This is a genomic window from Bombilactobacillus folatiphilus (genome assembly GCF_023380265.1).
In the GTDB taxonomy this organism is placed as follows: Bacteria; Bacillota; Bacilli; order Lactobacillales; family Lactobacillaceae; genus Bombilactobacillus; species Bombilactobacillus folatiphilus.
Map to the genome: position 1 here is coordinate 442,108 of NZ_CP093366.1, position 13,691 is coordinate 455,798.

General features: G+C 36.2%; 15 protein-coding genes and 1 other RNA gene. 12 read left to right on the forward strand and 4 right to left on the reverse strand.

The genetic code is table 11. From position 1 onward, the window contains the following. Position 1 precedes the first annotated feature (1 nt). The 7 genes from comGC (at position 2) to ssrA (ending at position 4,304) form a co-directional block, all read left to right on the forward strand. Entirely contained in the window at positions 2-313 is a 312-nt protein-coding gene (gene comGC / locus MOO45_RS02250) for a competence type IV pilus major pilin ComGC (RefSeq protein ID WP_249514773.1), read from the forward strand. Continuing rightward, complete coding sequence (locus MOO45_RS02255; protein ID WP_249514774.1) at positions 285-752, forward strand: type II secretion system protein; 468 nt, start codon at positions 285-287, stop codon at positions 750-752. Before comGC ends, MOO45_RS02255 begins: the two co-directional genes overlap by 29 nt. Continuing rightward, on the forward strand, positions 733-1,044 hold the full coding sequence (locus MOO45_RS02260; protein ID WP_249514775.1) for a hypothetical protein: 312 nt from the start codon (positions 733-735) through the stop codon (positions 1,042-1,044). Before MOO45_RS02255 ends, MOO45_RS02260 begins: the two co-directional genes overlap by 20 nt. A gap of 43 nt (positions 1,045-1,087) precedes the next feature. Next, the gene (locus MOO45_RS02265) at positions 1,088-1,477 is read left to right on the forward strand and encodes a ComGF family competence protein (protein ID WP_249514776.1); all 390 of its coding nucleotides are present in this window, start codon (positions 1,088-1,090) and stop codon (positions 1,475-1,477) included. Positions 1,478-1,659: 182 nt separating this feature from the next. Then, positions 1,660-2,685 (forward strand): class I SAM-dependent methyltransferase, encoded by a 1,026-nt coding sequence (locus MOO45_RS02270; RefSeq protein WP_249514777.1) that lies wholly within the window; start codon positions 1,660-1,662, stop codon positions 2,683-2,685. Between the two features lie 5 nt (positions 2,686-2,690). Continuing rightward, complete coding sequence (locus MOO45_RS02275; RefSeq protein WP_249515131.1) at positions 2,691-3,884, forward strand: acetate/propionate family kinase; 1,194 nt, start codon at positions 2,691-2,693, stop codon at positions 3,882-3,884. 51 nt (positions 3,885-3,935) lie between these two features. Further along, positions 3,936-4,304, forward strand: a transfer-messenger RNA (tmRNA) gene (ssrA, locus tag MOO45_RS02280). A 443-nt stretch (positions 4,305-4,747) separates the two neighbouring features. Here the strand turns inward: ssrA and MOO45_RS02285 are convergent. The 3 genes from MOO45_RS02285 to MOO45_RS02295 all read right to left on the reverse strand — a co-directional run bounded on the left by MOO45_RS02285 (position 4,748) and on the right by MOO45_RS02295 (position 7,140). Further along, positions 4,748-5,572 (reverse strand): hypothetical protein, encoded by an 825-nt coding sequence (locus MOO45_RS02285; RefSeq protein ID WP_249514778.1) that lies wholly within the window; start codon positions 5,570-5,572, stop codon positions 4,748-4,750. A gap of 201 nt (positions 5,573-5,773) precedes the next feature. Next, positions 5,774-6,733 (reverse strand): hypothetical protein, encoded by a 960-nt coding sequence (locus tag MOO45_RS02290; RefSeq protein WP_249514779.1) that lies wholly within the window; start codon positions 6,731-6,733, stop codon positions 5,774-5,776. Next, entirely contained in the window at positions 6,718-7,140 is a 423-nt protein-coding gene (locus tag MOO45_RS02295; RefSeq protein ID WP_249514780.1) for a hypothetical protein, read from the reverse strand. Before MOO45_RS02295 ends, MOO45_RS02290 begins: the two co-directional genes overlap by 16 nt. Positions 7,141-7,821: 681 nt before the next feature. Here MOO45_RS02295 and MOO45_RS02300 point away from each other — a divergent pair. After that, positions 7,822-8,754, forward strand: coding sequence for a nucleoside hydrolase (locus MOO45_RS02300; RefSeq protein ID WP_249514781.1), 933 nt, complete (start codon positions 7,822-7,824; stop codon positions 8,752-8,754). Positions 8,755-8,888: 134 nt separating this feature from the next. Beyond that, entirely contained in the window at positions 8,889-9,512 is a 624-nt protein-coding gene (locus tag MOO45_RS08175) for a C40 family peptidase (RefSeq protein WP_396022414.1), read from the forward strand. 258 nt (positions 9,513-9,770) lie between these two features. On the opposite strand, the gene MOO45_RS02310 is transcribed toward MOO45_RS08175, so the two are convergent. After that, positions 9,771-10,244, reverse strand: a complete 474-nt coding sequence (locus MOO45_RS02310; RefSeq protein WP_249514782.1) for a nucleoside 2-deoxyribosyltransferase — start codon at positions 10,242-10,244, stop codon at positions 9,771-9,773. A gap of 165 nt (positions 10,245-10,409) precedes the next feature. On the opposite strand from MOO45_RS02310, the gene MOO45_RS02315 reads away from it, so the two are divergent. The 3 genes from MOO45_RS02315 to MOO45_RS02325 are packed head-to-tail and all read left to right on the forward strand — an operon-like array spanning position 10,410 to position 13,669. After that, a complete protein-coding gene (locus MOO45_RS02315; protein ID WP_249514783.1) occupies positions 10,410-11,432 on the forward strand; it encodes a zinc-binding alcohol dehydrogenase family protein in 1,023 nt (340 codons plus the stop codon). Positions 11,433-11,477: 45 nt separating this feature from the next. After that, positions 11,478-12,197, forward strand: a complete 720-nt coding sequence (locus MOO45_RS02320; RefSeq protein WP_249514784.1) for a response regulator transcription factor — start codon at positions 11,478-11,480, stop codon at positions 12,195-12,197. Next, complete coding sequence (locus MOO45_RS02325; RefSeq protein WP_249514785.1) at positions 12,194-13,669, forward strand: sensor histidine kinase; 1,476 nt, start codon at positions 12,194-12,196, stop codon at positions 13,667-13,669. Before MOO45_RS02320 ends, MOO45_RS02325 begins: the two co-directional genes overlap by 4 nt. The last annotated feature ends 22 nt before the right edge of the window (positions 13,670-13,691 follow it).

The window sequence follows — 13,691 nt, forward strand, 5'->3', positions numbered from 1 at the left end:
TATGTCAAAATTAAAACTGAAAAATCACGGGGCCTTTACTTTGATCGAAATGGTGATAGTGTTATTCATCATTTCGCTGTTATTATTAATTATTATACCTAATATTAATACTCAAAAACATTCAGCTCAAAGCAAAACGGACGCTGCTTTTCAATCGACTTTACAAACACAAGTTGATATGTACGATAATGATGATGCCGTAAGTTGGGACCAATTAGAAAAAGATAACTATTTGTCTGCATCGCAAACAAAAAAAGCCAAAAGTGAGGGGTACACTATTCACGATGGAACTGTTGTCGGTCCTAAGAAATAAGCATGCGGCATTTACTTTAATTGAGGCTGTTATTAGTTTGGGAATTATTTGTACGATTTTGTTATTACCAGCCAACGATTATCGAAAACAACAGATTAATCAACAAGAAAAATTGGCTTTAACACAGTTTGAATATTATTGGCGTGAATCTTTAAAAGTGGCTTTTTTGAATCAAAAGCCGTGTACGATTGTGATAAATAATACAGAACATAAAATTTATTATGAATCTGCTAGTTTTACCTCAGGGCGCATTGTCCAAAACTTGCCTAAGACAATGACTTCTGATTTTAATACTAATCAAGGGCGGAGTTTAGAATTCAAAATTTCAGGTAAAGGAACTGTTTCGCCAGCCTCTATTTATTTTTATACTACGAAAAAAAGATATAAATATACTATTCAAATGTTATGGGGGCAACTAATTGCACAAAAATCAACATAAAGCGTTTTTACTTTTAGATAGTATGTTAGGCTTTTTCTTAGTTTTACAGGCGATTAGTATTATTCCCTTGTGCATTTTGCCAACGCAAGACAAATTACATCATGAGGAGATACGGACAGGGTTAAAAATTGCTTTGTATCAAAAAATAAAACATCGTGATTTGACAAAGTGTACATTGGATAATCGGCTATATGATTTAACACAACGAGGTTCAACAATTGAAGCTAAGTATCAAAAGGAAAAACTTATCTATAATTTACAAACCAAAACATTCAGCTTTTTTACTCAGTGAAGCGTTAGTCTCCTTGTTGATTTTGGTATTAACATTATCTTGCATGTCCTATTTTGTTACGAATTATCATCAACAACAAAAATCACTTTTCCATTCTAATAGTGATTGGGTGGTAGCAATGTTGCGCTTAGAATCAATTAGTGAACATGCGACAATTACTGAAACTACGGACGATTGCGTTACGTTTTTAACGGATCCACAAGCACCCAAGCCCAATAAATTATATAAATTACAGATTTATAAGGATATGCTACGCTTGTCCAGTGACAAAGAAGGTCATATGCCGTTATTGCTTAATCAAAATTATTTGCGATTACAAGTTCAAGATCAAGTTTTAAGGATAACTTCTATTGACCAGTTTGGTCGAAAGTGGGAATATTATGTTGACTTCCAATCAGCGTCATCCAAAGCATCAAGCGATGATCTCCGTTAGTGCAATTTTTTTATTGAATATTGAATGTCTGTTTTTAGTAGTTTATTTAAATTTTTATCAAACAGAATTACACAGTCAAAAACAGTTGGGTCAAATTTATACTGAAAAAATTACAAATTTTGCTAAATGAGTGGACTTCGGCTAAGATATTAGGAGGAATTAGAGTAGGAGGAGATGACCTAATGAATGAAGTTCAAGCTCGAATTCAGCAGATTTATCAATTTGTAGATCAAACAACAACCGAATTAAAACAGGATTTGCGTGTTTCTTATCAAGATGCTTTGTCGGAAAATATTTTAAATATTTTAGGTCAAACAACTTTTGTTGAAGATGGTTTTCCTAATGAAGAACAAGCTGCGCATTTAAATCAACAATATCAAAATTTTGATCTGAAGAGTTTTACTAGACATGAAATTAAGAAAGCGCTTGAATTGAGTATTATCAAGGCGCAACGTTTGGATAAAGTAGATGTTAATCATTTAATGACGCCAGATATTATTGGAACCATATGTTCATTAGTAATTATAGAAATCTTTCAAGCATATCCTAAACCGAAGTTGCAGGTTGTAGATCCGGCTGTGGGAACGGGCAATTTTCTTTTTCAAATTGCACAAGATCTGAAGCAAGATATGAATTTAAGCTTACAATTGTATGGATTGGATAACGATGATCAAATGTTGATGTTGACTGATGCATTTAGTCAAGCAATTGGTATTGAGATTGATCTATATCATCAGGATGCTGTTGCGGATTGGTTATTGCAAGATTTTGATTTGATTTTGTCAGATTTACCGGTGGGATATTATCCATTAGATGAAAATACTACTAATTTTAAAACAAAGTCTGAAAAGGGTCATTCCTATGCTCATCATTTAATCATTGAACAAGCGATGAAATATGTACAGCCAGGTGGCTTAGGTGTTTTTGTGGTTCCGTCACAAATCTTTCAAACCGATCAAGCTAAATCATTGGCAGAATGGATGGTTAAAGATGTTTATTTACAAGCCGTGTTAAGTTTGTCGAATGATTTGTTTGCGAGTCTAGAAGCTGCCAAATCAATTGTTGTTTTACAGCGGCATGGACAAAATGCTAAACAAAGTCCACAAGTATTGATGGGGCAAATTCCTAGCTTGGATCGATCCGCTGAAATGGCACAATTTAAGCGTCAGTTGCAGATTTGGAGTCAAAATACTTTTAACTGGGGGTAAGTATGATGCAACAAATTTTAGTAGTGAATTCTGGGAGCTCTACATTGAAATTTAAGCTCTTTCAAATGCCTGACGAAGAAGTTATTGCTCAGGGCATGGTTGATCGGCTGGGTAGTGACAAATCAGTGTTTGAAATTAAGTTCCATGGCCAAAAGCAGACGAAAAACTTACCGATTAAGTCGCATGCGGCAGCAGTTGATTATTTGATGAAACAATTATTAGGATTAGGAATTATTAAGGATATTAAGGATATTTCAGGTATTGGTCATCGTGTAGTTTCTGGTGGACCGGTTTTTGATAATTCGATTGCGATGTCAGATGATAATTTATCAAAATTGGCTGAAGTAGACGAGTATGCGCCATTGCATAATCCTGCTGAAAGAAAAGGAATCGAAGCATTTAATGAAATGTTACCTGGAGTTCCACAAGTAGCTGTTTTTGATACCAGTTTTTACCGTGATTTACCTGAAATGAACAAAATTTATTCTATCCCACGTCATTTGGATCACAAATATGGTGCTCACAAATATGGTGCTCACGGTACAAGCCATCATTATGTATCGGATGAAGCGGCAAAATTACTTAATAAAAATTTATCGTCGTTAAAAATGATTACTTTACACATGGGTAGCGGGGTATCGGTGACTGCTGAAAAAGATGGTAAGGCATTTGATACTTCGATGGGTTTTACACCTATTTCAGGTGTAACAATGAGTTCGCGAGCTGGTGATGTTGATGTATCATTAGTAGCTTTTTTAATGGAAAAATTGCAAATTAATGATATGCAAAAAATGATTGACTTATTAAATAATGATTCTGGTTTAAAGGGTATTTCAGGAATTTCGCCTGATATGCGCGATTTAATTGCAGCACGAAAAACTAATCCTGATGCCCAGTTGGCGATTGATGTGTTCATTAATCGTATTGTTAAATATGTTGGTAGTTATATCGCAGAGATGCATGGACTAGATGTTATGGTCTTTACAGCAGGTATGGGCGAAAATAATCCGCACATTCGAGCGAAAGTAATGCAGAATTTTGAGTTTTTAGGTATGCAAGTTGATCATGAGAGCAATGATAATGGACAAGGAGCACGGATTATTACTACGCCAAATTCAAAAATTAAGGGACTGGTTGTACCTACTGATGAAGAGTTGATGATTGCACGGGAATTTGAGCGATTGGTTCAATCTAATTAATGGATATTTGAATTTCTATCGAATTCGTGATAACATCTTCTTATGTATGAAGGGGATGTTATGGATTCGACATATGTAGTTGAGCATTGGTTGCATCTCGTAGGTTACGGCTACGTAAAAACGTTACAGTTAAATTATAACTGCAAAAAATAACAATAATTCTTACGCTTTAGCTGCTTAATCTCAGTTTAAAGTGTGATCTATTCAATCTTGCTCAAGGGTTGTTTTTGGGTCTCAAAATATTGGGCTACGATTAATTGTGCTACCTGAGCAATTAATAAGAGATTAGTAGGTTAGTCGTTAAGGTTAGCCTAGTTGCACGGCGCGCTTGACGGTGAAATTTAAATGGTGTAGCTATGGATGTAGATGCTAATGTGGCAGTACGTGTGGACAGGAGTTCGATTCTCCTCATCTCCATTTGAGGTTTATCAAATAGATTCAAGTAACATCATTTTACAACAGAAACACCTTTAAACTAACCGTTTAAAGGTGTTTCTTGGATTTTGATTATTAGTTTAAATTCAAATAATTCCATCTTAAAACGGTTTTTTGTTACCACATGTGTTACCACGAAATTTACTCTTCCTTTTGTTGGTTTAATAGATTAAGTGCATCAATTATCTTTTAATTTGAGTTACTAGTTTCATGTTCGTAAATATTCATAGGTAGTATCGACCAAGTTGCTTTTGAACATCTTTGGCTGAATGGTAGGGGTTCTCGTTGAATACGTGTGGTGACATCATTTTAATATTATTCATGTTATTCTTCACTGTTCAATAAGTGCTTTAAGTTTTATTGAATCTGCAGAATTATAAAAAAATACATCTCCAAGCTTATTCTAAAGTTGGGAGATGTATTTTAAATTATTCTAAACTAGAAGTAAGTGTCCACTTGATAGTACCCTTATAATTACCCGCTTGAGGATTATTAACCATTAGACGCCACTTATTATTAATATAAGGCGTTAAATCCGTTACACCCAATTTATTGAATCCAGTAGAATTTAAAGGGAGACCGTCAGATGTTAGTGGTGCGTAGCTACCGTCACTTTGTTTTAATTGCAGTGCGTTAACATCATTTATTTTTTGACCGCTGGTACTAGTTAATTGTTGATTAGCGTCGGTACTATCGTAAGCAACCTTCACTTGATAGTTACTGCTTGTAGATGGTGAATAATGGGTAACTTTTAAAGAACTAGCTGTACTACTGTCACCATAAATTCCAGTTGCATTCTTAATTAAAGAACCGAAATCAATACGGTCAGGAACAGACGTAAAGTATGTTGTGTCCATGAGATAGGCTGTAACTTTATTAGAATCTGCAGAAATTACTTGGTTGGTTATGATAGGCTTGGCATAAGCAGTAACTTGACTCGCCACCGAATTTGGAGGAGTATCGGTCTTCGAAATTGTTTTTGAAAAAGTGATTTCAATCGTACTATTGGCAAGCAAAGGTTTTGATGCAGGATCTTTAATAGTGAAATTACCGGGACTATTGTTTGTAGCCGTCAGATCAGTACCAGGTTCATCAGCCGATTTTTTGAGCTTGGCATGAATATCACTTGCATCCACATTTTGAACTTTAAATTGAGAGACATCAGTATTTATTGTGTAATCTAATTTGAAATTGAGCGTATCGCCCGGAAGGTATGTTGCTATATCCTGATAGCTACTACCTGACAGACTCATATTTTTTAACTTGTTGAGTTAGCGAAGCTTTCAAATCCAATTTTTTGACGGGAATAGTGAGTGATTTTTGGAGGTTTTTTGAAGTAACATCTGACATGTCCTTTCCGATGGCTTGACCCGTGGCGGTAATGGTTTGACCGGAGGCTGCATAATTGATTGTCGCATCGAATGTAATAGACGTTTCGTTACTATCAACAATATCTAAAAATTACTTGGCTGAAATTGTAATCCATCTGCATCATTGGTTATCTGGCTGTCATTAGACGGAATAGAGGTTTGTTTACCATTGCTATCCGTCAATTTAATTGAATTGGGGTCAATGGTTAAACCATTTTTGATACTGAAACTATTAATCAACTTGGAGATTCTCCAGTCACTACTAGAACCTTCATTAGAAACAGACAGTCTGAAATGTAGTTTATCACCAACTTGATTTGTACCGTCTGTTCGAGTGGTGTTTTCATAAGTTTGCTTCAGTATGGGTTGAACTTTGCCTTGAGTATTCATTCCGATGGAAACGCCATAATTATCAGTTTCACCTGATTGTAGTGTTTGATAAGGCCATAGCAAGGAGTACGAAGTATCACTACCGTCGGTACCGCCATAAAGAATATCGCCATTATTGTGATGTGTAGCTTCTTGCCCTTTTGCATCTTTAAAATTAGTACCAGTAAAAATAGGATAGGCTGGGTCCACGATATAGTTGTTAATCGGTAACCAATTTGAAGTATAATGGGCCAGATAACGATTTGGACCATTTGGTGTATCTAAATTAACGTTTAAACGATATTGAGTTCGATCCTCTCTAAAGTTGGGACTATTTGGGTTACTATATTTAGGATCGCTAAAATCATTTTCAATGTAAAAACCATGATTATTCCCTAATGACTTGACGGGCACATTATCTTGATTGTTCAAATCTGTATCTTCACCGTTCATGACACCAAAACTAACGGGATTGGAACTAACATTTTTAATAAATAATTGTTGGTCAAGATTACCATCAAAATCCTTGGAAGGTCCCAACACAATTTCAAATTCTAAAATATCGGAGGAATTTGTACTTGCAGTAGTATACCCCATACATTTCAAATAACTATTTGATCCATCCATTGCTGTATAAAATGTTAAATCATCAGCGTTGTTTAATAGACCTGCCATGGGAGAGGGCTAACAAGAGCAAAATCCATACTGGTTGCAGGATCATAGCTTGTGTTATACACCGTGGTAAATAGAGCTTGAATATACTGTTCTGAATGTTTTATGAAAAAATTGGACTTTATTGTGGAACTAGTATTGTCAGGTACAACACCGTGTGGCTCCCAAGATCCAAAGGTATAACCTAACTGAGTGTTACCACCTAAGTTAATGTAGGAAGGTGTGATATACATGAGCTGGGCCCAATTCTTTACTCCATCGTCAATATCTGCATTGGGATTGGTTCTGCTTAATATAGTTTGATTAAGTGTTGAATCTGCTTTGACTGGTGTATTAGTACTACTTAAAAAGAAGGACAAACCCAAGATTAAACTGGAAATAATGATTTGAAAGTAGGTTTTTTTGGTCAATTTTACTCCAAACTCCTTTTATATAAATCGAAAATAAATTATTTTGAAAGCATTAGTTTTGTCTTATATAAATTATTAGTTTATTGAGTAATGGTAAATTCTTATTTAAAATTACTAATAATTAGTTAATTAATTACCTAAAAATTATTATTAATTACTTTTTTAAAAATAATATTATAATAGGTGACAGTAGCAACCACGGTTTTAATTCTGCGGCAAGAATGGTTATAATTTCACAGAATTAACGATTTTTTTCACTATAATTTCCATAAGCAACTATGCCGGTTCTAGTAACAGCTAAAACGCTTTTATAATTTTTAGTTTCACTTGATAATTCATGGCTTGAGCTTGATTTTTCAATACATAATTTATGATTGACATCGATTTTAATTGGAATTAATTCTTCCATAATATTTAGTTTTAATTTTTTTGAGTGAAAGATTTGATAAATTGATTTTACGAAGGACAATTAGATGGTTCATGACAGTCATGCTTAGCAAAATTATGATTAGTGCTTAAAGTTTGTTGTTTCTCTTAATATATGAAAGAATGTTGACTAATTACAAATTCTTTCACTATTATTTGCGAATGTTAATATGCTATTTTATCTGTAATGTTCGGTTGACTATGAGTGAAAAATTCGTTATGGTTTAGTTAGTTTTATTAAGGGAGGATCATTCAATGCGCAATTTTTATTTCAATCATGATGGTAATGTTGATGATTTGGTGTCTTTAATCTTGTTGTTAAAGATGCCTGATGTTAAGCTTTTAGGGGTTGGTGTTACGGATGCTGATTGTTATGTTGAACCAGCGGCCTCTGCTTCACAGAAAATTATTGATTTATTTGGTCAAGATGGTCGCAAGCCTAGGGATGTTGCTAAATCTAATTCACGAGCCGCTCATCAATTTCCTAAAGAGTGGCGCTTAAGCTCTTTTTCGTTTGATGATTTTCCTATTTTAAATGAGCATGGTGAGCCCCAAACGCCGTTGGCGGTTAAACCAGCTCATTTAGATATGATTGATAAGATTAAAAAGGCTGATAGTAAGGTGACTTTAGTAATGACGGGGCCATTATCAGATTTAGCGCGTGCTTTAAAAATTGACCCGACAATTAGTAATCAAATTGAAAAACTTTATTGGATGGGTGGTGCACTCAACAGTAAAGGGAATGTTTTTGAACCAGGTGCCGATGATACGATGGAATGGAATGCGTATTGGGATGCTCCTGCTGTGAAAACCGTTTGGGATTCTGATTTAGATATTGTGATGGTTGGTTTAGATAGTACTGATCAAGTTCCACTCACTAAAGAGTTGCGTTTACGCTGGGCTAAGCAGCGTCGATATCCAGCTTTAGATTTGATTGGTCAAGGTTATTCCTTGGTGCATTCGTTTGAGGCCGGTTCAATATATTATTTGTGGGATGTTTTGACGACGCTTGTCAGCAACTACCCTGAATTGACTGATTCTAAACAAGTTAGAACTGATGTTATTACCAGTGGGCCTTCTGAGGGACGGACGTATCAAACGGATCAGGGACGGGAAATTACTTTTATTCAAAATGTTGATGCAAAAGCCTTTTATAACAAAATTGATGAATTAGCCCGTTTAAATTAAAAATTAGTTTATAAGCATTTGTCTGGTATTTGAGACAAATGCTGTTTTGATTTTTAGGTAGAAAATGCGGCTTGCTAAACGACGGTAGAAACTATAAAATGAAGAATAACTAATAAATTAATTTAGGGGTACAAATGAAGAAATTAATAATGAAACGACAATTGATTTTTGGTGGTTTGATTGTCGGACTCTTTTATTGGTTGATGACAATGTCTGTTCAGGCAGACTCAATTCAAGTTAAAAGCGTTCAGTCACCTCAAATTCAAGTGCAAAATAACTTAGCGCAGACACAGGCGGTACCAATGCCGGATATTCAAGTTAATGCCACTGGATTGCAGGCAGCGGATTCTCTTGTTGATCCTGATGCGGATGAAACTTTAACACTACCGGATATTGCTAAGAGTAATTTATTTATTCAAACTGCAAGTCAATATTTGGGTGTGCCATATGTTTGGGGTGGAACGACACCTGCTGGATTTGATTGTTCGGGATTAGTACAATATGTAGCACGTAAAAATGGTTTACTTTTACCGCGGACTTCACAAAGTCAAAGTTTGGTAGGGTCTTATGTGAAATTAGCTGATTTACAGCCGGGCGATTTAGTATTCTGGGGTCAACCAGGTGAAGCCGATCATGTTGGGATCTATGTAGGTGATGGTGAGTATATTCATGCACCACAACCTGGTGAACAAGTGAGAATTGGAAAGATCCAATGGTTTAAGCCCGACTTTGGTCGACGTTTGAGTGGTTTAGAGTAGTGGTGAATAAATTATGTTGCGGTTAGTAACAGGAATTGGTTTGATTGTAGTGAGCTTTTGGTTATGCTTGCTGATTTATGTGAATCATCATCAGTTTGCGGAAACTGAATTAAAGCGTGTAGTTTATTTTTCTCAAATATGTAATGGAATTGTTGCTGTTTTATTATTCATTTTTGGATTAATGTTAATCTTTTTTAAATAAAAAAAGACCGTCATGCGCTGATTGACAGCGATGGCGGCCTTTTTTGTTACTGAAAGTTACAGTGCTTGTGCTCGATGGGGCTGAAAGGAAATATTTGTAAAATCGAAAGTAGCTAGTTGGCTTAAGGTTATATAATGGTTCACACTTGGCAATAACATTAAGTTAATAGCTTCTTGACTATCATCGGGAATCACTGAAACGATTGGCTTATGATTTGCATAAGCATAGCCATATTCAAAGGCCATACCAGTATCTGGATTTTTAGGGAAATACATCCCACACAAGAGATCAGAACGATCAATTCCAGCGAGATCAGAACGAAAAGTTCCCATTTGCCAAAAAAGATCAGCCGTTATTTCTGGTTGTTTATCAACATCAATATGATTGAATTGATAATCTAAAGGGCGAAAACTGTTTTTCCAATCGATGGTAGGATTTTTGGCTAATTGCGCTTGACCTTGAGCCATGAATTCTTTTTCGGCTTCTGAAAACCATGAGCAAGCAAAGTAAACTGTTTTTTGTTGGGTCATACGAAACTCCGATCTGGTGAATTAATTTAATATATTTATTATAACGTAAAAAAGATTAATTCGGTTGATTGTCAATGAGATTGTTCGTCTTTTTGGCGTTCTTTATATCAGAAGCCAAGTTTATTTAATGGTAAGCTAAATAATAATATAACTAAGGGGGACTTCATGATGTTAAATCAGGTTATTGGTTCACAACAATTTTATCCGGCGACTGATTCTAGAAGTTTTGTCGATAGTCAGGTTACGATCGGCGAAGTGGGAGCTAACGATTTATTAGTTCAAGTTTTGGCTAGTGCGGTCAATCCAATTGATATCGCTGTTCGCAAAACGCTGATAAATGAACAAGAACCGCGGGTACTAGGTTTTGATGCGGTGGCGATTGTACAAAAAGTAGGTAAAGATGTGGACGATTTTCAACCAGGAGATCGGATTTTTTACGCGGGGGAATATTCACGGGCCGGAAGTAATGCCCAATATCAAATTGTTGACCAGCGTATCGTTGCTCTGGCACCACAGCAATTGACTGATGCGCAAGCTGCCGCGATGCCTTTAACGGCTCTGACGGCGTATGAACTATTGTTTGAAAAATTAAATTTGACAATGAATGTGGCAGTAAATCAACAGAAAACAATTTTAATCATCAATGGTGCTGGTGGTGTGGGGTCCAGCGCCATTCAATTGGCTAAATTATGCGGTTTACGGGTATTTGCGACCGCTTCACGACCAGAGTCAATTGCTTGGGTGAAAAAGATGGGTGCAGATGATGTCTTGAATCATCACCAGAATTTGGTTCAGCAGGCACGAGCGATTAGTCAATCAAAATTTGATTATTTATTAGTTTTGAGTAATGCGGATGATCATTGGGCAGAGATTTGTGAACTTATTCAACCAGCTACCGGCATAATTGGCACGATTACTAATTTAAGCGATCATCAAATTAATGATTTGAAACGGTTGAGTGTGACCTTTGCTTGGGAATGGATGTTTGCCAAAACTTATTTTCAGACTGCTAATTTGGAATCCCAGGGGCGTTATTTACGGCAAATTGCTTTATGGTTGGATCAAGGCTTGCTGCAATCAACGCTCACGCAAACTGTTACTCCGTTTAATGCTGCAGGGTTGAAAAAGGCGACACAAATTGTTGAAAGTCATCATGCAATTGGTAAAGTCGTCTTAACGCATGAATAGTTTGTATTATAATTAAAATTAAAGTCTTGATTTGGAGATAAGGTTATGAAGTTATTAATGATTGAAGACAGCAAGTCTGTTTCAGAAATGATGTCGATGTTTTTTCAAAAAGAAGATTGGGATGTAACTTTTGCTTATGATGGTAATGAAGCAATGGATTTGTTCAATCAGGATCCGGTATCTTGGGATTTGATTACGTTAGATTTGAATTTGCCGGGAAAAGATGGCATGGAGGTAGCCAAAGAAATCCGGCAAAAGTCAGCTTCGGTACCGATTATCATGCTGACAGCCAGAGATTCTGAAAGTGATCAAGTCTTGGGATTAGAGTTTGCGGATGAATATGTGACCAAACCGTTTAGTCCAATTACTTTGATTGCGCGGATTAAGGCTTTGCATCGACACTTTGAGTCAGGTGATCAAAAGCCTGCGGAGTTAGCCACGGATAAAAAGTTTGATGTTCAAACAAAACACTTTGGTCTAAATAGTGGTACGCGAGAAGCATATTTGTTTGATCAAGAAATTCCGAATTTGACGCCCAAGGAGTTCGATTTATTAAAAACTTTGGCGAATAAACCACGGCAAGTTTTTTCACGAGAGCAGTTATTGCAACAGGTTTGGGGTTATGACTATTTTGGCGATGAACGGACCGTGGATGCGCATATTAAAAAACTGCGTCAAAAAATTGAACAAGTTGGCCCACAAGTCATTCAAACCGTGTGGGGTGTGGGTTACAAGTTTGATGATTCGGATTTGGCAACATCATGAAGCTGATTTATCAATATATGTTGGGTTTTTTGGTGGTTGTGGGAACTTGTTTAGGTGTCATTTCCATTGCAATTTATAGTTACAGTGAGAGTATGGCTTATCGACAGACGTGGATGCAATTAGAGGGCTATTCAGATAATTTACAAAAAATGGCTCTCAGGGTAGATCCGCGTACCGGAACTATTGATAATATTACAACGGAAACTTTAGATGATATGCAGGATATTTTGGCAGATCAAAAAGTTAATTTTGTGCTGTTTGATAAAATTGGTCGGGAACTGTATCCTAATCGAACATCGCAACCGCTGATTGATGCTAAGACGTTAGCCCTATTGCGCAAGGGCAATACGATTCGCGAGCGTAATAGCACGGAAAGGTCGCGTCCACGAGTTTACCATAAGCGACCGATGACCTATATTATGAAACCTTGGTTTGACCAGGATAATAAAATGGTCGCAATTTTGTTGGCTGGTTCAGAAGTTTCGGCAGTGGAAACCAATATTAATACCATTAAACGTAATTTGCTAGTAGCGCTATTAGTTTCTGTCTTTATCGCGTTGGTTTTGAGTTGGTTTTTGGCTAATTGGCAGGTTAAACGGATTGATAAATTGCGACAGGCGACTAAGCAAGTGGCTGGTGGTGATTTTGATGTCAAGATTGCTACTGATGGTCAAGATGAATTAGATGATTTGGCGCACGATTTTAATGCGATGACGATTTCTTTGCAGGATTATGATCAAGAAATCAAGCGTCAAGAGCAACGTCGCAAGGATTTTATGGCCGATGCGTCGCACGAGATGAGGACACCATTGACGACAATCAATGGTTTGCTGGAAGGATTGGCTTATGATGCAATTCCTGCGGAAAATCGTGGTCAGAGTATTCAATTAATGCGCAATGAAACGAAGCGATTAATCCGTTTAGTCAATGAAAATTTAGATTATGAAAAAATTCGGACTAATCAGATTCCTTTACATCAACGTAGTTTTGATGTACAAGATTGTTTGCAAAATATTGTGTCGCAATTACAAGAAAAGGCGACGACGTCACAAGATCAATTGGTATTACAGGCTCCCGATGATTTACAAATCTATGCTGACTATGATCGATTTATTCAGATTGTGTTTAACATTACGCAAAATGCTATTCAATTTACGAATCAAGGCTTAATTACGATTAAAGCTTGGCACGATGACCAGCAACATGCAGTGTTAATTACGATCAGTGACAATGGTATTGGGATGAGTTCGGATCAAGTTAAAAATATTTGGGAACGATATTATAAAGCAGATCCATCTAGAAAAAATACTAAATATGGCGAATCTGGACTAGGTTTGGCAATTGTTCATCAATTAATGCAGCAACATCATGGCAAAATTCAAGTTCGTAGTCATTTGGAACAAGGCACAACTTTTACGTTAACTTTTTACGATCAAGAAGTTATTCGGGCAAACGATACTGACCAAAATTAGGCGTTGGTTGCAAGACCATCCT